The organism is Thalassolituus sp. ST750PaO-4 (genome assembly GCF_020320405.1).
Taxonomy (GTDB): domain Bacteria; phylum Pseudomonadota; class Gammaproteobacteria; order Pseudomonadales; family Oceanobacteraceae; genus Venatoribacter; species Venatoribacter alkanivorans.
This window is the reverse complement of sequence record NZ_JABVCB010000007.1, coordinates 688149-709648: the sequence shown is the minus strand read 5'-3', so window position 1 is coordinate 709648 and position 21500 is coordinate 688149. Positions and strand designations below refer to the sequence as shown.

Annotated in this window: 14 protein-coding genes; 6 read left to right on the top strand and 8 right to left on the bottom strand. The window is 52.1% G+C overall.

Annotated elements, in window-relative coordinates:
• The first annotated feature begins 9 nt into the window (after window positions 1-9).
• The 3 genes from HUF18_RS08980 (at window position 10) to HUF18_RS08970 (ending at window position 3486) form a co-directional block, all read left to right on the top strand.
• The gene (locus HUF18_RS08980; protein WP_225691941.1) at window positions 10-948 is read left to right on the top strand and encodes an ABC transporter ATP-binding protein; all 939 of its coding nucleotides are present in this window, start codon (window positions 10-12) and stop codon (window positions 946-948) included.
• Between the two features lie 24 nt (window positions 949-972).
• Window positions 973-2148 carry an alginate export family protein gene (locus HUF18_RS08975; RefSeq protein WP_225691940.1) on the top strand — a complete coding sequence of 392 codons (1176 nt, stop codon included), beginning with the start codon at window positions 973-975 and terminating at the stop codon, window positions 2146-2148.
• A 69-nt stretch (window positions 2149-2217) separates the two neighbouring features.
• A complete protein-coding gene (locus HUF18_RS08970; RefSeq protein ID WP_225691939.1) occupies window positions 2218-3486 on the top strand; it encodes an NAD(P)/FAD-dependent oxidoreductase in 1269 nt (422 codons plus the stop codon).
• Window positions 3487-3504: 18 nt separating this feature from the next.
• On the opposite strand, the gene HUF18_RS08965 is transcribed toward HUF18_RS08970, so the two are convergent.
• On the bottom strand, window positions 3505-3837 hold the full coding sequence (locus tag HUF18_RS08965; protein WP_225691938.1) for a DMT family transporter: 333 nt from the start codon (window positions 3835-3837) through the stop codon (window positions 3505-3507).
• A 1-nt stretch (window position 3838) separates the two neighbouring features.
• Window positions 3839-5317 carry an aminotransferase-like domain-containing protein gene (locus HUF18_RS08960; RefSeq protein WP_225691937.1) on the bottom strand — a complete coding sequence of 493 codons (1479 nt, stop codon included), beginning with the start codon at window positions 5315-5317 and terminating at the stop codon, window positions 3839-3841.
• Between the two features lie 260 nt (window positions 5318-5577).
• On the opposite strand from HUF18_RS08960, the gene HUF18_RS08955 reads away from it, so the two are divergent.
• Complete coding sequence (locus tag HUF18_RS08955) at window positions 5578-6546, top strand: DMT family transporter (protein WP_225691936.1); 969 nt, start codon at window positions 5578-5580, stop codon at window positions 6544-6546.
• 36 nt (window positions 6547-6582) lie between these two features.
• Here HUF18_RS08955 and HUF18_RS08950 read toward each other — a convergent pair whose 3' ends face one another.
• The 5 genes from HUF18_RS08950 to HUF18_RS08930 form a co-directional block, all read right to left on the bottom strand.
• Window positions 6583-8412 (bottom strand): bifunctional protein-serine/threonine kinase/phosphatase, encoded by a 1830-nt coding sequence (locus HUF18_RS08950; RefSeq protein ID WP_225691935.1) that lies wholly within the window; start codon window positions 8410-8412, stop codon window positions 6583-6585.
• Window positions 8413-8654: 242 nt separating this feature from the next.
• Window positions 8655-10139: a NarK family nitrate/nitrite MFS transporter gene (locus tag HUF18_RS08945; RefSeq protein ID WP_145468954.1), complete on the bottom strand. Its 1485-nt coding sequence runs from the start codon at window positions 10137-10139 to the stop codon at window positions 8655-8657.
• A 68-nt stretch (window positions 10140-10207) separates the two neighbouring features.
• Window positions 10208-10573, bottom strand: coding sequence for a nitrite reductase small subunit NirD (gene nirD / locus HUF18_RS08940; protein WP_225691934.1), 366 nt, complete (start codon window positions 10571-10573; stop codon window positions 10208-10210).
• A gap of 10 nt (window positions 10574-10583) precedes the next feature.
• Window positions 10584-13148, bottom strand: a complete 2565-nt coding sequence (gene nirB, locus HUF18_RS08935; RefSeq protein ID WP_145468956.1) for a nitrite reductase large subunit NirB — start codon at window positions 13146-13148, stop codon at window positions 10584-10586.
• 554 nt (window positions 13149-13702) lie between these two features.
• The gene (locus tag HUF18_RS08930; protein ID WP_145468957.1) at window positions 13703-15046 is read right to left on the bottom strand and encodes a diguanylate cyclase; all 1344 of its coding nucleotides are present in this window, start codon (window positions 15044-15046) and stop codon (window positions 13703-13705) included.
• A gap of 479 nt (window positions 15047-15525) precedes the next feature.
• Here HUF18_RS08930 and HUF18_RS08925 point away from each other — a divergent pair, with 479 nt between their 5' ends.
• Together HUF18_RS08925 and cobA are read left to right on the top strand one after the other, a co-directional pair.
• A complete protein-coding gene (locus HUF18_RS08925) occupies window positions 15526-18282 on the top strand; it encodes a nitrate reductase (RefSeq protein WP_225691933.1) in 2757 nt (918 codons plus the stop codon).
• Window positions 18282-19130: a uroporphyrinogen-III C-methyltransferase gene (gene cobA / locus HUF18_RS08920; protein ID WP_225691932.1), complete on the top strand. Its 849-nt coding sequence runs from the start codon at window positions 18282-18284 to the stop codon at window positions 19128-19130. The genes HUF18_RS08925 and cobA overlap by 1 nt, the downstream gene beginning before the upstream one ends.
• Window positions 19131-19198: 68 nt before the next feature.
• Here cobA and HUF18_RS08915 read toward each other — a convergent pair whose 3' ends face one another.
• Window positions 19199-21400, bottom strand: a complete 2202-nt coding sequence (locus HUF18_RS08915) for an OsmC domain/YcaO domain-containing protein (protein WP_225691931.1) — start codon at window positions 21398-21400, stop codon at window positions 19199-19201.
• Between the last annotated feature and the right edge of the window lie 100 nt (window positions 21401-21500).

Sequence of the window (21500 nt, the reverse complement as noted above, 5' to 3'; positions counted from 1 at the left end):
GAGAAAATTATGAACCCACTACTCGAACTGACTCAGGTAGGCATTGAATTCAGCACCGCAAAAGGCAGTTTCCGCGCGTTGCAGAGTGTCGATCTGAAGATTAATAAAGGTGAGTATATTTCACTGATCGGCCACTCCGGCTGCGGCAAATCCACCGTGCTGAATATTGTTGCCGGTCTGCTGCAGGCAACCGAAGGCGGCGTAGTTCTGAATGGTAAAGAAGTGAACGAGCCAGGCCCTGAACGTGCGGTGGTATTTCAGAACCACTCCCTGCTGCCCTGGCTCAGTGCTTATGAAAATGTCGAGCTGGCAGTAAAACAGGTATTCCGTGGCAAAAAATCCAAAGCCGAAATGAAAGCCTGGATTGAGCACAACCTGGAGCTGGTGCATATGACCCATGCCATGCATAAACGCCCGGATGAAATTTCCGGTGGCATGAAGCAACGCGTGGGCATCGCCCGGGCACTGGCGATGGAGCCTAAGGTGTTACTAATGGATGAGCCTTTTGGTGCGCTCGACGCCCTGACGCGTGCGCACCTTCAGGATTCATTAATGGACATTCAGAAGGAGCTGAATAACACCGTCATTATGATTACCCATGATGTCGATGAAGCGGTTTTATTGTCTGACCGGATTGTAATGATGACCAATGGTCCCGCTGCCACCATCGGTGAAATTCTGGACATCGATCTGGAACGGCCACGTAACCGCCTGCAGTTAGCCGATGACCCACGCTACAACCATTACCGTCATCAGGTGCTGAGTTTCCTTTATGAAAAACAGCGTAAAACTGATGACAGCCTGCCTGCCACGCAACCCCATGGTCAGGTCTCAGGTTCCCAAATAATAAAAGAAAATCATGAAACCCGCGCGATAAACACCCCGGCCGGGCATTCCCATGCTCATACACCGGATCAGGATAAAGCCAACCAGTTAAAAACTGCCTGATTTTAATCAAATACCGGAGAAAGAATGATGCAAACAAAAAAAACATTGTCAGCTACTGCCCTGAGTTTAGCCATCAGCCAGGTTGTCTTCAGTCAGAGTGTGCTGGCAGAAGATACGGCTGTTGATATGCTGAAAAAAGGTGACGCCATTATTGATCTTCGCCTGCGCTATGAAAGCGTTGATGATGACGATGCTGCCGCTAAAGACTCTGCCACGGCACTCACTCTGCGCTCTCGCCTGGGTTATGAAACAGCCGATTTTAACGGCTTTAAAGTGCTGTACGAAATTGAAGATGTACGCGCCGCTATCGACGACTATGCTCCGGAAAATACCGATTATGATACCGTTGCCGATCCGGAGAACACCGAGATCAACCGTGCTCAGATCAGCTACAGCAAAGATGGCTTCAGCCTTGTAGCCGGTCGTCAGCGTATTATTCTGGATAATGCCCGCTTCGTCGGTAATGTCGGCTGGCGTCAGAATGAACAAACTTTTGATGCGGTAAAAGCGGCTTATAAAACCGGCGATCTTAACCTTCAATACGCTTACATCGATCAGGTTAACGGTATTCTGCGTAAATTTGATGCCGACGTTACCAGCCATTTACTTAATGCCACCTACTCCGGACTCAAAGCCGGAAACCTGACCGGTTACGCCTATTTATTAAAGGATGACGACAGTGATGCCAAGCTGGATACCTATGGTGCGCGCTTTGCCGGAAAAACGGCCGTCAATGATCTGAGCCTGATCTACAGCGCAGAATTTGCTACCCAGTCCAGCGATGATTTTGATGCCAGTTATTATGCCCTGGAAGGCGGCGTGGTGTTGTCCGGCATTACTCTCGCACTGGGCAATGAAACCCTCGGCAGTGATGACGGCGCCTATGGATTCCAGACCCCGTTAGCCACCAAACATGCGTTTAATGGCTGGGCAGACAAATTCCTGGTAACTCCGGCCGATGGCCTGAGTGATACCTATATTAAAGCCACGGGTGCCGTCGCCGGTGTCAAATTGCTGGCCATGTACCATGAGTACAGTGCCGATGAAGGCAATGACGATAAAGGCAGCGAAGTCAATTTCCTCGCCGCCAGAAGCTTTGCTGAGCATTACAGTGCCGGTCTGAAATACGCCGCCTACAGCGCCGGAGATAATGGTAGCGACAGCGACAAAGCCTGGCTGTGGCTGGAAGCAAAATTCTGATTAAGCCTTAAAAAAGCGATACGGCGGTGCCCTGCGGGTACCGCCATCTGTCAGCGAAGGAGATAGAACATGGCGACAAACATTCTGGTGATTATTGGCAATGGTCTGGCAGCCAACCGGGTACTGGAGCAACTGGGCGAGATCCATCCGTTCAGCGCTATTCACGTACTGAGCGACGAGCCTGTTGCTCATTACAATCGCATTATGCTCTCACCACTGCTGGCCGGCGAAACAACGCTGAATGCCATTACGCCACATGATCAAGAGTGGTATCAGAGCCGGCGTATTTCTGTTTATCTAAAGCAGAATGTTGAACGCATTGATACGCTAACCCAGCAGGTTATCTGTTCCGGTGGCGACCATTTTGCTTATGACGCGCTGATACTAGCCACCGGGTCCCGTTCTTTTGTGCCTGATATTCCCGGTGCAGATGCAACCAATGTTGTTGGTTTCCGCAGTCTGCGCGACGTTGACACTATGTTTGAACGCTTGCCGGATATACAGCACGCTACCGTGATTGGTGCCGGATTGTTGGGTGTAGAAGCCGCCACGGGACTTCGCAGCCACGGCATCCAGGTAACCCTGCTGCACCGTAACCCTGTTTTGATGAACCGCCAGATGGATGCCACAGCGTCGGCATTGCTGGAAAAAGAACTGCTTAACCGTGGTATTGATGTACGCACCGGCTGCACCCCGCTTAAATTGTGCAGCAGCAATGCGCCAAAACTGCACATCAATACTATTCAGTTTGAACAGGCCGAGCGCCATATTCAGCAACAGCTGGATACCGATCTGGTGGTATTTGCTACCGGTATTATTGCCAATAAAGAACTGGCAGAAAGTGCGGGTATCCACTGTGCTCAGGGGATTCAGGTAGATGCATTGATGCGTACCAGTCATCCGCATATTTATGCATTAGGCGAATGCTGCGAATTTAACGGCAACACCTATGGCCTGGTCGCTCCCATCTGGGAACAGGCCAGCATCCTTGCACGCCAGCTGCACCAGCAATATCAAACCGATCAGCAGCAGAGATTAAGCACTGCCGATCCTCTGTTGTCGTATCAGGAGCGCGAGCATTTAACCAAATTAAAAGTATCCGGTGTCGATATTCACAGCATCGGTCAGTTTGAAGCAGACAGCAGTACAGAAGTTCTGCAACTACTGGATGAGCACGCGGGTATTTATAAGAAAATACTGTTGCGCGATGAGCGTATCGTCGGGGCCCTGTGTGTCGGCGATGTCGCCGACAGCCACTGGTATTATGAATTAATGCAACAGGGTGACAGCGTTACCGCTCTGCGGCCAACATTATTGTTTGGCCAGGCGTATTGCTGATACTGTGCTGAAAGATTATCAGTGACCGCTACTGGCAGAAAAAACATTCATCACCACGACACCGGTAATAATCAGCACCATACCGATAATAGCCGCCGGATCGAGTTTCTGATCGAATAAAAACCAGCCAATCAGGGTAACCAGAACAATGCCCATGCCCGACCAGATGGCATAGGCAACGCCGACCGGAATGGTTTTTAATGTCAGGGCCAAACCATAAAACGCTATAGAATAGCCAACCACCACCACCAGCGAGGGTATTAAACGGGTAAAACCTTCGCTGACTTTTAACGCTGAGGTTGCGATCACTTCGGCAATAATCGCAATCGCCAGAATCCACCAGGTATTCATACTAGGCTCCCACACTGCCACTGTATTTTTGCTGCTGTCTTTTCACCAGCTGCGCCAGTATTTTAATCGCATCTTCCACATCCTCACTCCAGGTAATAGCCGTATTAATGCGGATATAATTGGAAAAATGCTCAGTATTGGAAAACACATCACCGGGAATAATAATTACCGAACGCTGCGCAGCCTCATAATGCAGATCCATCGCACTGACGCCCTCGGGCAAACAGACCCAGAGAATAAATCCTCCGGCAGGCTCACTAACCCGGGTTCCCGGTGGAAAATACTGGCGGATGGCATGAATAAAACGCTGCATGCTGTTGGCGGCACGCACCCGGAACTGACGCAGATGCCGGTCGTAGTGGCCGTTCTGCAGATACGACAGCATCGCGTATTGTGACAGGCTCGCTGCCGAAAAAGTGGTAAATGTCTGCCGTTCTGTTACCTGCCGGTACCAGCGACCGGGAATGCACCAGCCCACACGCAAGCCTGCCGAGACCGTTTTGGAAAACGACGAGCAGTACAGCACCAGACCATCCTGATCATAGGTTTTCAGCACCGAAGCCGGTGGCTGAGCCTGTCCACGCGCGACCGGATACCCTGTTTCGCCATAAACATCATCCTCAATCACCGGCACCTGATACTGACTGGCCAGCGCCATCAGTTTTTTCTGTTGCTCTACCGGCATACTGCAACCGGTCGGATTGGAATAACGGCTGCTGACCTGAATGACTTTTACCGGCCACTGCTGTAATGCCAGCTGCAGTGCATCGACACTCATGCCCTGCTGCGGATCAGTGGGTATTTCAATAATCTTCAGCCCCAGCATATCGGCGGTCTGTAAAAAACCGTAATAACAGGGCGATTCAACTGCGATCAGATCACCGGGATTCGTAACTGCCCGTAAACACAGGGCCAGCGCTTCGGCACAGCCATGGGTAATAACGATATCATCCGCCTGACAACGCACATTCACATCGCGCATTCGTACCGCAACCTGATTACGCAGCTCTTCCAGACCGGGTGAAAATAAATAATCGAATACTTCGGCAGAATGAAAACGACTGACTTTCTGAATATGGGTCTGCAGCACCCGCTGCGGTAACCAGTCCGGACGCGGAATCGCAGCACCAAGATTGATCATGGCCGGACGATTGATTTTCGCCAGCATGCCATTAATAAATTCTGCCTTGGTAACGGCACAGGGTTTATCACCGGCCGATAACGGCGGTATCTGCTGCTCAGCAGACGACACATGGCTGCGGACAAAGTAACCCGACTGTGGCCGGGCCGAAATCCAGCCCTGATCCTCAAGCCAGGCATAAGCCTGGGTTACGGTTGAAATACTCACGCCATATTGCACTGCCAGTTTACGCACACTGGGTACTTTGCTGCCGGCGGCAAACACTCCGGCACGGATATCATCCGCCACCCGGCCAGCCAGTTGCTGATAAAGAGGTTGTTCTGTCTGGCGTTGTAACACGATGAACTCCTGAGCACTGACGGCTGCATAGAATCGGCGGCGTGGAATAGGCTCCATGGCCAATTACTCACTGACAAAGCGCATTCTAAAGAAACAACTGTACCGCCAACCGATACAGTTTGGCCAATTCATTCCAGTACAGTTGCCAATAGCAGCGCTACTGTACCGCTGCTTCTCTCCCACCCTGCGCCTGCTGCCTTAACCCACATCACGGCATGATGATTCATCAGTTATCCATCGATTCAGCACAAAGGCCATGTATGCAAAATCCATCTCTGACCATTCCTTCTCCTCCTGACAGCAGGACAAACTTACCCGCTAACAGCAAACCCGGAAAATTCGCGGTCCCCGTATTCAGTGCCGTTCATCAGGCCTTGTTTGCGGTGATGCTGTTTGCCCTCACCATTCCGATGACACAGATCGCACTGGGCAGTTTTTCAGCCGAGTTTATTGCCGCCAGCCGCGCCGTCATCGCGGGCCTGACAGCCTGGGTGGTAATCGTTATTAATGGCTGGAAACGTCCGCCGCTGCAGGCGTTGCCCTGGTTGCTGCTGGCCGGTGTTGGCGTGGTACTGGGTTTCCCTTATTTGCTGAGTCTCAGCCTTACCCGTATACCCGCCGCTGATATGGGCGTGGTTCTGGCCGGCCTGCCGCTGGTAACGTCATTACTGGCCACCCTGCTGCAGGGCGAACGTCATCCGCCACGTTTCTGGTTTTTTTCCATTGTCGGCTGCAGCCTGCTCGCCGGTTATGTCATTACCACCATCGGTGCATTGCCGGCGTTCGCCCCTCAGCATCTGCTGACCCTGATCGCCACCCTGCTGTTTGGCGGTCTGGGTTACAGCGCCGGAGCCAAAGCCGCCGCAATGATCGGTGGCTGGCAGACCATCTGCTGGATGGTGGTTTTATATTTGCCATTGTCTGCGCTGGTATGGGGAAGTTTGTGGGCCACGGAAGCTGCGCACAGCAACCAGCAGGATATTGTGGAAAGCATGCTCGCCCTGCTCTATCTGGGTCTCATCAGCCAACTATGGGGCTTCCGTTTCTGGTATCGCAGCCTGGCGACGGCGGGTGTCGCCAAAATCAGTCAGCTGCAATTGCTGCAGCCGTTTTTTACTCTGGCATTTATCAGCCTGATGCTGCGTGACAGCATTACTGTCGCTCAACTGTTTTTTTGCGCGCTGATAGTGTTGATGGTGATGTGTGCGATGAAAAGTGCAAAGCGCTGATTTGCGATCAGGGAGGGCCTATTGACAGGCCCTGAATCAGCCGGAAAAAATCAGCGCCTGTACAATAATCACAAGCAGTAAAAGCCCACTGAGTATTTGCCAGAAACGCAACGGGTTACGCTCCAGCAATGGCTTTTGCCGGTATTGCCGCTGCAGCGAAGCATTCGGCTGATGCAGGTCGGTCCAGAATTCAGAATAAGCCTGATAACGCTCCGCCGGATTGGGTTCACAGGCTTTCTGAATACAGAGATCCAGCCACAGCGGCAAGTCCGGACGATGCTGCAACAGCGACGTGTAACGCCATTGCGAAAATGATTTCGCTCCGCGCCGGTGTACCTGATCCATAGTAAAAGGCTGCGCACCGCTGAACAGCTCATAAACCATAACGCCCAGCGAAAATAAGTCACTCTGATAGCTGGCATTGTGCAGGCCTGTAGTGCCAAGAACGGTTTCAGGTGCAATATAATTAACCGATCCCTGCGGGCATTCTTCTTTAACAGCGCTGTTAATTTCTGCCAGACCGCGTACCTGAACGGTGCCAAAATCAATTAATTTAATACCGCCATTGCGGTCAACCAGCACATTTTCAGGCTTTAAATCACGGTGTACCATGCCCAATCGCTGAAATGCCCGCAGAGCATGAATTAATTGCCCGACCAGCTTACGGACATCGGCAGCAGACGGAGCCGGATGGTCATGCAACCACTGGCGCAGGCTGTCGCCATCCAGTTTTTCACAAATATGATAAAGAAAGCGACTGCTATCCAGTGGCGGGTAAATCTTCATAATGTTCGGATGATCGACCCGGCTGCCAACCCATTGCTCGCGCACGAAGCCCTCAAGGTAAACCAGATCATCCTGAAAATTCAGCGACGGTGCTTTTAATACATAGTCTTTTTGGTCGCGCAGATTACGCACTCTGTAGACATGGCTGCGCGTACCGGCATACAGAATTTCCTGTATCTGAAAGTGGTCGATTTTATCGCCCGTTTTCATTACCGGCGGAATAGCCCGCTCACACAAAGTACGGTGTGCTTCCTCCAGGTTAGTCTGCGGTAATTGTTCAACCACCAGCAGACAGCAGGTTGCATTGTCATCACCGCCCTGAGCCAAAGCCTGTTGCACCAGCTGTTTGCTGCATTGTTCCAGCTGATGCTGATTGATTCCGTGACTAGCAGTCGCGGCCTGCAATGCACCGTTCAGTGTCTGCTGTAATTGCTGGGCGGTTAAAAAACCATGCACACCATCGCTGGTGAGTACAAAAACATCGCCCTGCCGTAATGATTGAGTCTGATAATCAACTTCCAGGTGGGTATCCATTCCCAGCGCCCGGCTAAGGTACTGACGCCCACCCTGCTGATGATTATGATCGCGGGTCAGCAACTCAAGAATACCGGCCCGCAGACGATAAATCCGGCTGTCGCCGACATGCAGTAAATGCGCAGTATTGGATTTTAAAATCAGCCCACTGAAGGTCGTCACCAGACTGTTATGGCGGGCACTGGCCTGCTGACCGTGATGATACAGCCAGGCATTAAGTGAGGATAAAACTCTTCCTGCTGCAGTTTTTACATCCCAGCTGTCGGGCGTGCTGTAATAATCCTGCAGAAAATGCGTCACACTGGTGGTGCTTGCCTGCTGCGCATGCTCGCTGCAGCTGACACCGTCGGCGACACACAGGGCCACCCCTTTATAATGCTCCTGGGTGGTAAGACAAGCGGCAAAAGCATCCTGATTTTCGTCTTTCGGACCTGCAGAAGAGTAGCCGCCCAGCGTGACAATCAGGCGTTTGGCAGAAGGCCGACGGATAATGTCACCTTCAGTGGCAAGACCATATTCCTTATGTAATGCTCTGTCAGTCTGCATAGATGTCTCTGAGTCAGGCACCAGGACCCAACGGTCTGCAATAAAAAACCTGTGTAAAACGATGCACAGATAATGAATACCAGACGTGAGAGAGTAGCCCGGTATTCATTGATATCCGTCCCGTTTTACACAGTGCGCAACAGCGCAATAGGCGAAATATCCAAACACGGCACAACTGATGAAGGAAGGTAAGCACCTGCTGTCACCGTATGTCTGGTTCGCCCGATCGTTATACTTATAACTCAGCGCGCCGTTGCAGCAGAGTTCACATCAATCATTTCAACCGTACCATCATCACGCACCTCAGCAATATGGCCTGCTGGTTCTTCCATGGCCAACAGAGCAATAAAGCCCACGACAGCCGTCGCCGCGATCACCATAAAGAAAGTTGAATAATCCACGAATGACAACACCGTTAAATAGGTCACGGCACCGACATTGCCGTAGGCTCCGGTCATACCGGCAATCTGCCCGGTCAGACGGCGTTTGATTAATGGCACGACAGCAAATACAGCACCTTCTCCGGACTGAACAAAGAACGAACAGGCCATTGCCGCAACAACGGCAAGCCACAAAGGCCAGCTGCTGTCGACCATTGCCATCGCACAGTAACCAATAGCCAGACCCAAGGTCAGAATCAGCAGGGTTGGCTTACGGCCGAATTTATCCGACAACCAACCGCCCCCCGGACGTGACATCAGGTTCATAAAAGCATAAGCCGAAGCCACCATGCCGGCCATAACCGGTGTCAGTTCAAAGGTTTCGGCAAAAAACAGCGGTAGCATGGAAATAACCGCCAGTTCAGAACCGAAGGTGGCAAAATACAGAATATTCAGCACCGCCACCTGACGGAATTTATAACGATGAATTTCAGCAACCGGTTCTTTGAAAACCGTTTTATTAACATTCCAGACATGGCTGACATCGTACAGATACAACAGCACCAAGCCGATATAAATCCCCACAGCCATGGTATCGGTCAGCATGCTGACACCAGCCGGAGACAGCTTCCATGCCAATAATGCCAGCGCCGCATACATAGGCACCTTCATCACCAGCAGAAAGAAAAAATCACCTTTACTGGTGACTTCCAGCGCACCAACATGCTTTGGCTTAAAGTAGGTAGAGCCTTTCGGTGTATCCGAAACATTACGATAATAAATAACGCTGAACAGCAGGCTAAGAACCCCGGTCAGAGCAATGGCATAACGCCAGCCATCGTCCCCGCCAAATAACAGCGCAATAACCGGCAAGGTGAATGCCGCCGCCGCAGAGCCGAAGTTACCCCAACCACCGTAAATCCCTTCGGCCGTTCCCAGCTCGTTAGCCGGAAACCATTCACTGACCATACGGATACCAATCACAAAACCCGCACCGATAAAGCCCAGCAGAAAGCGGGCAATCGCGGCCTGAGTAAAATCATCGGCCAGGGCAAACATAAAACAGGGAACAGAGCACAGCGCCAGCAGCAGAGAATACACAATACGCGGACCAAAACGATCCGTCAGCATGCCAATAATAACCCGTGCAGGAATGGTCAGCGCGACGTTAAGAATCAGCAGTGTTTTAACTTCCGCAGCGCTCAGCCCCAGACTGGCGGCAATCGCCTGCAGCATGGGTGCATGGTTAAACCACACAACAAAGGTAATAAAAAATGCGATCCAGCTAAGATGAAGTACTTTCATCTTACCGCTGAAATTAAACAGATTAAATTTTTCGACCGTCATCAGATAATTCATCCGGTAATTAATATCACTGCCCGCGTTACGGGCAGCGTTGCAGTAAGGCCCTGGGTTCAGCTCAGCTGAACCTGCCGTTCCTCCACTCTTACCCGGTAGGTTTTCAGCAACAGATCACTGTCTTCCAGACACTCGCCGGTCGCCAGATCGTAATGCTGTTTATATAAAGGTGATGCCACCACCAGCCGCTCACCAACAGAACCGACAATACCGCGTGATAACACATTGGCCTCACCCAGCGGATCGTAATTACTGATGGCAAACACCTGATCACTGTCACCGATCCGGAACAGTGCCACCTGCTCGCCCTGATACAGCGCGCACACACCGGTATCCGGAGCGATATCCTCTAACAGACAAATGCTGCTCCATTGATCAACGGCCTGTTCTTGGCCGGTTTTTACTGAATTTAATAATGTCATAATCTGCTCCTTAGCCCTGTACTGTACTGAGATTAACCAGTTCAATCCGCTCGGTTGCGGTTGCCGGACGGCGCTGACCGCGTTCACGCACATACAGCAGGTTACTGTCATCTTCATCGGCATTAATAAAATGCTGGAAGCGTTTGAGTTTTTCCGGATTTTCCAGCGTTGTTTTCCATTCACACTGGTAAGTACTTACGACGCGGGTCATGGCATCTTCCAGTTCGCTGCAGATACCCAGTTTGTCGTCGACCACGACCTCACGCAGGTAATCCAGTCCGCCCTCAAGGTTTTCCATCCATACCGACGTGCGCTGCAAACGGTCGGCGGTACGTACATAAAACATCAGTACGCGGTCGATGGTTTTAATCAGGGTTTCATCGTCCAGTTCGGTGGCAAATAAATCAGCATGACGCGGACGCATACCGCCATTACCACAGACATATAAGTTCCAGCCTTTTTCGGTGGCAATAACACCGATATCTTTGCTCTGTGCCTCCGCACATTCGCGGGTACAGCCGGATACGGCAAACTTAATTTTGTGTGGTGCACGCAGGCCTTTGTAGCGGTTCTCCAGTGCAATCGCCATCGATACACTGTCGAGCACACCGTAGCGACACCAGGTACTGCCAACACAGGATTTCACCGTACGCAGCGATTTACCGTAGGCATGGCCGGTTTCAAATCCGGCAGCAACCAGACGCTCCCAGATCTGCGGCAGTTCATGTAATTGTGCGCCGAATAAATCGATACGCTGACCACCGGTAATTTTGGTATACAGGTCGTATTCTTTGGCAATTTCACCCAGCACGATCAGTTTATCCGGGGTAATTTCACCACCGGCAATACGTGGCACAATGGAGTAAGTACCGTCTTTCTGCATATTACCGAGGAAAATATCGTTGGTATCCTGCAGACCGATATGCTCGTCTTTCAGAATGTATTCGTTATGGAAGGAGGCCAGTACAGAACCGACCGTTGGTTTACAGATTTCACAGCCATGGCCTTTACCATGCCCCTGCAATACCTGAGCAAAGGTGGTGTAGCCTTTAACACGGATAATATCCGCCAGCTCAGCACGGGTATAAGCAAAGTGTTCGCACAGATTGTTATTAACCTCAACACCAAGGGCCACCAGCTCAGCATCCATCACCTGCTTCACCAGTGCAGAACAACCACCACAGCCGGTCGAGGCTTTGGTCGCGTCTTTAATATCCCCCATGGTGCAACAACCGCCCTGCACCGCTGCCGCCAGATCACCTTTGGTAACATCAAAACAGGAACAGATCTGAGCCGTTTCCGGTAAGGCAGCAACGCCCAGTCCGACGGAAGCTTCACCATCCACCGCAGGCAGAATCAGTGCCGCCGGGTTACCGGGAATATCCATATCGTTCAGCATTAACTGCAACAGCGTACCGTAAGCCTCAGCCTCACCCACCAGCACCGCACCCAGCAATTTTTTACCGTCGGCAGAAACAATCAGGCGTTTATAGACTTCGGCAATATCGTCATTAAATACATAACTCTGACTGCCGGCAGTATGTCCGTGTGCATCACCAATGGAGGCAACATCAACGCCCAGCAATTTAAGTTTGGTGCTCATATCGGCACCTTTAAAGGCCAGTGCCGGTTCTTCGTGGGTAATTAACGAACTGACAATATGTGCGGCACTAACTTTGGCCATCTGATAGCCGGGAGCAACCAGCCCGAAAATTTTGTTATCCCACAGTGCGCATTCACCAATGGCATAAATATCGTCATCGGATGTCTGACAGTAATCGTTAATAACAATACCGCCACGTTCACCCAGATCCAGTCCGAACTGACGCGCCAGTTCATCCTGCGGACGGATACCGGCAGAGAACAGAATCATATCGGTTTCCAGAAAGCTGCCATCGGCAAAATTCATGCGATAGCGGCATTCCTGCCCGGCAACAATTTCTTTGGTATTTTTTTCGGTATGAACAGTAACGCCCAGATCTTCGATTTTACGGCGCAGTAATTTACCGCCGCCTTCATCCAGCTGTACGGCCATTAAACGCGGCGCAAATTCCACAACATGGGTTTCCAGACCGGCCTGTTTTAACGCGTTTGCGGCTTCCAGACCCAACAGTCCGCCTCCCACAACAACACCGGTTTTACTCACGGCGGCCGAGGCAGAAATCGCTTCAAGATCTTCAATAGTACGGTAAACCAGACAGTGATCCTGGTCTTTCCCCGGAATCGGCGGAACAAAGGGGTAAGAACCGGTTGCCAGTACCAGCTTGTCGTAACCTTCTTTACGGCCACTGGCGGTGGTGATGGTTTTTTCATGGCTGTTAATGGCCACGACTTTATCGTTCAGGGTAAATACCACGCCCTGACGTTCATAATCATCTGCTGTGGTCAGTGCCAGATCAGCGGCGGTATAGCCGGAAAAGTATTTGCTCAGCTGTACCCGGTCATAAGCCAGACGCGGTTCTTCTGAGAAGGTAACGAGTTCAAATTCGGAGGAATGTTCGGAGGTGGCAAGAGTGTTGATAAAGTTGTGTCCAACCATGCCGTTGCCAACGACGATAATACGCTTTTTGCTCATGGGATGGCCTCGCTATCGGGTCATAATCTGATTTCTCCTGTATTTGCATCGTTGCTCTATTTTCACACCACGCCGTTGCAGTGCGAAAACATCACAAGGGGTTTAGCAACATGAATGCCAAAGAATAAATTTGCCCTGTTTTCAGCAATCAACAGCCTGTTTATGGCGCCAGGCTGATTTTTAAATCCGGGAAATGCACCAGAAAACACCAGACAAACAGCCGGTCGCCCTGATTAAGGGCAATAAAAAAACGTATCCGGGATCACCTGAAGCCTGACGACAACACGAATCGCAGCAAGCCATTCGAAGCAGAGGCAATGGCACCTATGAAGGGCTATCGGTAATAAATGAGTGCACACGGCAGAATAAGGAAAGCACAATGTTTTGATTGGCAGACAGACGCAATGAAAGGGGCTGCGCTGAGATTGAATTCCTGCGATGCTCAGGCCGTTAAACGCTCACTCTGTGAAGCGGATTCGCGCACTCGCCACACCGGGTGCCAGGGCCTGTTAATACTAATTAAACAGACCCTGGACATTCCGCGTGTGGCTTTTTTATCCGTGTCCGGATGCCGCCGGCTGCTCAACACACACAACCTGATCACGACCAGCGGCTTTGGCTTCATATAATGCCACGTCTGCCTGCTCCAGCAGGGCATCTTCCATAACGCCGGGTAAGCAACGTACCAGCCCGCCAGAAAATGTATAGGAAAAATCACTGAACGGGTTCTCGCGCAGTTCTTCAGCCAGCCGTTCAAAAGTCCGCCGGGCAACCGCCAGCGTCGTTTCCGGCAACACCACCATAAATTCTTCCCCACCAATACGGCCAATAATATCGCCGTCACGCAGGCTGTTTTTTAACTGCAAAGAAAAATGTTTGATGACACGGTCACCGACGGCATGGCCATAGGTATCGTTAATACGCTTAAAACGGTCCAGATCAAGCAGCGCAACGCACAGTTTATTGCCATAACGCTGACAGCGAAGCACCTCTTCCTGCAGGCGGCGCATGGATTCACGCCGGTTCAACAGCGCGGTCAGTGAATCACGGGTCACCAGATTACGTACCATACGGCCGCGGCGGATTCGCGACTCTACCGCAAACAACAGGTCAACCGGCTGCACCGGTTTGCTTAAAAAGACATCGGCGCCGGTACACATGGCCTGCACCTGAACTTTGGGGCTGATTTCGTTGGACAGGAAAACAATAGGCACGCTGATCAGATTATCCTGCTGGCGGATTACCCCCGCCAGCTCCTGACCACTGATACCGGGCATATACAAATCGAGCAGAATCAGATCAGGAATATGATTCTGCAGATACGGCATCAGCTCACTCATTGGCTGGGTAATCACATAGGTATGAAAGCCCGCATCCTGCAGAGTGGAGGAAAGAAACTCGGCGACAGAAGGCTGATCATCAACAATCAGAACCTGATAAGGGTCGCGTTCATAGCGTTCGGTCAGGGCATTAATCTCCGCCAGAACCTGATCATCGTTAACCGGCGTGGTAATAAAAGCCTGAGCCCCCATGCGGATAGCAATAATGCGTTCTTCCAGTCCGCTGGCGGTGCTGATGGCCAGCACCGGCAGATGCAGATTCTTCTGCGCCAGCTGCAGTACACGCTGCTGCTGCTTATCGTTAAGAGAATCAAGATTAACAATCAGGGCGCAGGTGTTATTACCTTCGTGATGCAGCAGGTGCGATATGGATTCCACTTCTTTCAGCCGGTAACCCGCCGCACGGATTTTTTCTGCCAGAGATGGCGGTACAGTACCAGTACCGAACGCCAGAATGGTGATCGGCATACCCGGCTGATAGTGCTGAATACGGCGATTCAGCAAAGGGATTTCGGCGAGCAGTCGCTTTATTCCGGGGTTATTTATTTCGTCAGTCATCGCATACCGGGCCTTTCTGTACAAATTGATCCGGCACACCTGGAGCCGATATTCAGAGTGTAGCAACGATTCTGCCTGCTTATAGCGCAAACTCAGGCAGTGCCTGCTAAATCACAGGCACCTTCGCACCAATTTGAGTCATAAAGACCAATCCGCGCTCCGCTAAAACGCATTTTTATTCTTTGCCGAATCAATACCGGCCGACGGAATACTGTGCCGCCCCGCACAGATGATCCATTCTGCGCCTTTGCTGTTATTTTTCAGGTTTGCCCGCAGGGTTGGCACTTATCTTGAATTGTCTTGAATAACGAAGCTGCCACTATCAGGCCGTTTCCGGCATCAACGCAGATGCCAACCGTCATACACAGCGCTTACAAGGCCTGTCGCGACGAAACGTATGTTGTGCAGAATGAGCATTGGCGCTCACAGGTAAAAACCTGTGGGCGCTTTTTTTTGGGATTTTTCAGAGTGGATTGCCAATGAGCGCCATTGAGCAGACAGCAACGCCGTTAACCGCCACACAGCAAACGCAGACCACCTGCCCTTACTGCGGTGTTGGCTGTGGCGTTGATATCAGCCAGCAGAATGGACAGCTGTTACCGGTCGCCGGAGACAGCCGTCATCCGTCTAACTTTGGCCGCTTGTGCGTAAAAGGTTCAGCGCTGCATGAAACCATCAGCCATAACGGTCGCCTGATGTATCCGCTCATGAACGGCCAGCGCAGCAGCTGGACTCAGGCCATCAACCTTATTGCCGATAAAATTCAGCAAGTGATTCATACCCATGGGCCAGATGCCGTTGCTTTTTATGGCTCAGGCCAGCTGCTGACCGAAGATTATTACGTTGCCAATAAGCTGATGAAGGGCTTTATCGGCAGCGCCAATATGGATACCAACTCCCGTCTGTGCATGGCCTCGGCCGTTGCGTCCTATAAGCGCGCGTTTGGCTCCGACACCGTACCCGGCTGCTACGAAGATTTAGAGCAGGCCGACCTGCTGGTGCTTACCGGCTCCAATGCGGCATGGGCCCACCCCGTTTTATATCAACGCATGGTGGCCGCGAAAAAAGCCAACCCGGATATGAAAGTGGTGGTGATTGATCCGCGCCGCACCGCCACCTGTGATCTCGCCGATCTGCATCTGGCTACCCGTCCCGGCAGCGATGCTTTTCTGTTTACCGCCCTGCTGGCGTATCTCGGTGAAACCAATAACCTCGACCACCATTTTATCGCCCTGCATACCGAAGGCTTTGGCAGCGCGCTGGAAACCGCACGGCAACAATGCCGCAGCCTGAAAGACGTTGCCGGCCAGCTGGATATCGAAGCCTCAGATCTGGCGCAGTTCTTTCACTGGTTTGCCGATACCCCACGCACGGTTACTTTTTATTCTCAGGGTATTAACCAGAGCGCGACCGGCACCGATAAAGGCAATGCCATCATCAATGTGCATTTAGCCACCGGCCGTATTGGTAAACCCGGCGCCACGCCCTTTTCCATTACCGGTCAGCCCAATGCTATGGGCGGCCGTGAAGTGGGCGGACTGGCGAACCAGCTTGCTGCGCATATGGATTTTTCCGCTGCCGAGCGCGACCGGGTACGGCGCTTCTGGCAGGCACCCAATCTGGCCGAACGTCCGGGCCTGAAAGCCGTTGACCTGTTTCAGGCAGTTAAACGCGGCGAGATCAAATTTCTGTGGATTATGTCCACCAACCCGCTGGTCAGCATGCCCGATGCCGACGATGTAAAAGAAGCACTCAAACACTGCGAACTGGTGGTGGTTTCCGATTGCATGGCCGATACCGATACTGCTGCCGCTGCCCATGTATTGCTGCCAGCAGCTAGCTGGGGCGAAAAAAACGGCACCGTCACCAACTCCGAACGCCGGATTTCACGTCAGCGCGGTTTTCTGCCGCCACCGGGTGAAGCCATGCCCGACTGGTGGATTGTCACCCAGGTGGCCCATGCCCTGGGTCATGCAGATGCATTTAACTACAGCCATCCGGCCGATATTTTTGACGAACATGCGAGACTCTCGGCATTTGAAAATAACGGCAGCCGTGATTTTGATTTAAGCGGATTAAGCGGTATGAGCCGCGCGCAGTACGACGCCATGGCACCGGTACAGTGGCCGGTGAATGCGCAATATCCGCAGGGGCGTCAGCGCTTTTTTGATGACCGTCGCTTCTATACCGATAACGGTAAAGCACGCTTTATTGCCGTTGCCCCCGAACTGCCAGTCCCCCGTACTGGCGGCGATCTGATTATGAACACCGGCCGTGTACGCGATCACTGGCACACCATGACCCGCACCGGTAAAGCACCGAGGCTGGCACAGCATATCAGCGAACCTTATGCCGATATTCACCCGCAGGATGCCGCCCTGCGCGGGATTGAAGAGGGCTCACTGGTACGGATATTCAACCCCCGTGGCAGCCTGCTGCTGCGTGCCCATATCAGTGATAACCAGCGCACCGGCGAAATATTTGTACCCATGCACTGGACCAGCCGTTACGCCAGTGCCGCACGCATGGGTACCCTGACCGACAGCAGCGTGGACGCCATCTCCGGTCAGCCGGAACTGAAATACAGTGCGGTTAATGCCGAGCCTTTCCGCCCCGGCTGGCAGGGCTTTGTGTTAAGCCGCCGTGATATCGGCACGCCGGATTGCGCTTACTGGGCCTGCGGTGTGTTTGGCGATGACATCCATAATCCTGGCATGTACTACGAAGTGGCCGGTCAGGGCGATGCCGGCCAGTTTGTCGATGCTTTGCGTCAGCGGCTGCCGGACCAACCGTTAAAAGGCCAGTGGTTAACGCTGAGTGACCCCGCTCAGCAACATTACCGCCATGTTCTGATTGTTAATAACCAGCTTGAAGCCGTCATTTTTGTTCATAAAGATCTGCAGTTCAGTAACCGTCAGTGGCTGACCGAATGCTTTGCCCAGAGCGAACTGAGCAGCCAGCAGCGCCGTGCTCTGCTTGCCGGCCAACCGGCTGATGCCCCGGATCATGGCGCTATTGTGTGCTCCTGCTTCCAGATCGGTGAAAAACAGGTTATTCAGGCCATTAATAACGGTTGCGATAGTAGCGACGCACTGGGCAAGGCTCTGCGTTGCGGCACCAATTGCGGCTCCTGCATTCCCGAGTTAAAAACCCTGCTGGCCAGCCACAGCGCCGGTAGCGATACACAACCTGCAGCCCTGTTCAGCGACGCGGCCTGCACTGCAGTGGAATTATAATGATGACAATACAGGCAAAAAATCCGGTAAAACGTGCGTCCTCTTTGCATGCATCCAAACTGACCAATCCACCAGGCAGCAAAGAGCAGAAAGGTTCAGGAAAAGTCTGGCTGGTCGGCGCCGGTCCGGGCGATCCGGAATTGCTGACCTTAAAAGCCATGCGGGTCATCGCCGAGGCCGACGTGGTGCTGTACGACAGCCTGATTTCTGACGATATTCTCGCCCTGCTGCCCCGCCAGTGTGCGCGTATTCATACCGGCAAACGTTGCGGCGCGCATAAAATGACGCAGCAGGATATTAATAAAGCTTTACTATCGGCTGCCGGAAAATACCAGCGCGTGGTGCGTTTAAAAGGCGGCGATCCTTTTATTTTTGGTCGCGGCGGCGAAGAAATGGAATACCTGCAACAGCGCGGCGTGGAAGTGGATATTGTCCCCGGCATTACCGCCGCCGGAGGCTGTGCCGCGGCAGCCGGTATTCCCCTCACCCACCGCGATTATGGCAATGCGCTGGTACTGCATTCCGGCCATAGCAAATTTAACGAATTTTCTCCGTGCCAGAATCCAACCCGGGTATTTTATATGGGCCTGCGCCAGGCCGGGCCGATTACCGCCCAACTGCTGCAGGAAGGCCTGCACGAATCCACCCCGGTAGCTTTAATCACCAACGGTACGTTAGCCAACCAACAGGTTTTTAAAGGCGTACTGATGGATCTTGCGTATCTGGCCGAACGTTATCTGAAAAGCGAGAGCGATGGTCCGGGGCTGATTATTGTCGGGGAAGTGGCAGCGATGGCACGCAGCAATAAAGAACTGCAGGCTGAGCTGAATGCACAGGCGGTAGCCTGAGAATATAAAAAGCCCTGCACTGCAGGGCTTTGTCTGGCATTAATAAATATAAGCGCAATGACGGGTGCTTAATTAAGCCCCGCTGCTGCTGCCCGCGCAGCATGCAGCTTTTTATAGCTGGCAATCAAACGCAGGTGTTTATCCAGCCCTTCCAGCTGCATATTGGTTGGTGTTAAACCGTAAAAACGCACACTGCCTTCAATGGAACCGACCACAGCATCCATGCGCTCGTTACCGTACATACGGCGGAAATTGCCGATGTAGTCTTCAGGCTCCAGTTCGTCATCAAGCACCACTTCCAGCATCACGTTCAGCGCCTGATAAAACAGCCCGCGCTCAACCGTATTGTCGTTAAACTGCAGGAAGGTTTCGGTCAGCTCTTTCGCTTCTTCCAGACGATCCAGTGCCAGATAAATCAGCAGTTTCAGTTCCAGAATCGTCAGCTGACCCCAGACGGTATTGTCGTCAAATTCAATACCGATCAGAGTGGTAATATCGGTATAGTTATCCAGGCCGCTTTCTTCCAGACGCTCAGCCAGATCTTCCAGTTGCTCATCGTTAAGGCGGTGCAGGTTAAGAATATCTTCACGGAAATACAGCGCTTTATTGGTGTTATCCCAGATCAGGTCTTCCACCGGATACACTTCAGAATACCCTGGCACCAGAATCCGGCAGGCATTAACGCCTAAATCGTCATACACCGCCATATAGCTTTCCAACCCGAGTTTTTCCAGAATGGCGAACAGGTTGGCCGCCTCTTCTTCGTTGGATTTTTCGTTATTGGCAGAAAAATCCCACTCAACAAAATCGACATCGGCTTTGGCACTGAAAAAGCGCCAGGACACCAACCCGGTTGAATCAATAAAGTGTTCAACGAAATTATTCGGCTCCTGCACAGCCTGGCTTTCAAAGGTTGGCTGCGGCAGATCATTTAAGCCTTCAAAACTGCGGCCCTGTAATAATTCAGTCAGGCTGCGCTCCAGCGCTACTTCAAAACTCGGGTGGGCGCCAAAAGAAGCAAACACACCGCCGGTACGCGGGTTCATCAGGGTGACGCACATGACCGGGAAACGGCCGCCAAGGGAGGCATCTTTTACCAGAACCGGAAAGCCCTGCTCTTCCAACCCCTGAATACCGGCAACAATACCCGGATATTTCGCCAGTACGTCCCGCGGTACGTCGGGTAGCGCGATTTCATTTTCCAGAATTTCGCGTTTTACCGCCCGCTCAAAAATTTCGGACAGACACTGTACCTGTGCTTCAGCCAGGGTGTTACCGGCACTCATGCCGTTACTGAGAAACAGGTTTTCGATCAGATTGGAGGGGAAATAGACCGTTTCGCCGTCAGACTGACGCACATAGGGCAGCGAGCAGATACCGCGTTCAACATTGCCCGAGTTCGTATCGTACAGGTGTGAGCCACACAGTTCGCCATCCGGGTTATAAATATCCAGACAGTATTCATCGAGAATTTCCTGCGGTAGTTCATCGTTCGGGCCGGGTTTAAACCAACGCTCCTGCGGGTAATGAACAAAATTGGCGTTAGCGATCTCTTCGCCAAAAAACTGATCGTTATAAAAGAAATTGCAGTTCAGGCGTTCAAGGAATTCACCCAGCGCCGAGGCCAGCGCACTTTCTTTGCTGGAGCCTTTACCATTGGTAAAACACATCTGCGAATCGGCATCACGGATATGCAACGACCAGACATTCGGCACGATATTACGCCAGGAAGCGATCTCGATTTTCATGCCCAGATCAGCCAGCTTGCCCGACATATTGGCAATGGTCTGCTCCAGTGGTAAATCCTTGCCCGGAATATAGGTCGCGGCATTGTCAGCCGGCAGTGTCATCAACAGCGCCTGCGCGTCTTCATCGAGGTTGTCGACTACCTCAATGACAAACTCCGGGCCGGTTTGTACAACCTTTTTAACCGTACAGCGGTCAATGGAGCGCAGAATCCCCTGACGGTCTTTCTCGGAGATATCTTCCGGCAGCTCGACCTGAATCTTGAAGATCTGGTTATAACGGTTTTCCGGATCGACGATATTGTTCTGCGACAGACGGATATTCTCAGTCGGGATATCACGGGTCTGGCAGTACAGCTTCACGAAATAGGCCGCACACAAGGCTGAAGAGGCCAGAAAGTAGTCAAACGGTCCCGGTGCGGAACCGTCTCCCTTATAGCGGATCGGCTGATCAGCCACCACGGTAAAGTCGTCGAATTTGGCTTCCAGACGGAGGTTGTCGAGAAAATTGACCTTAATTTGCATGCGGGAATACCAGAATAAGCGGGTTGCAACCGGGCGTTCAGCCTGCCCGGATCAGAATGAGCGCTATTATCCAGTTTTTAGGCGCGGAGTCTTGTTTGCT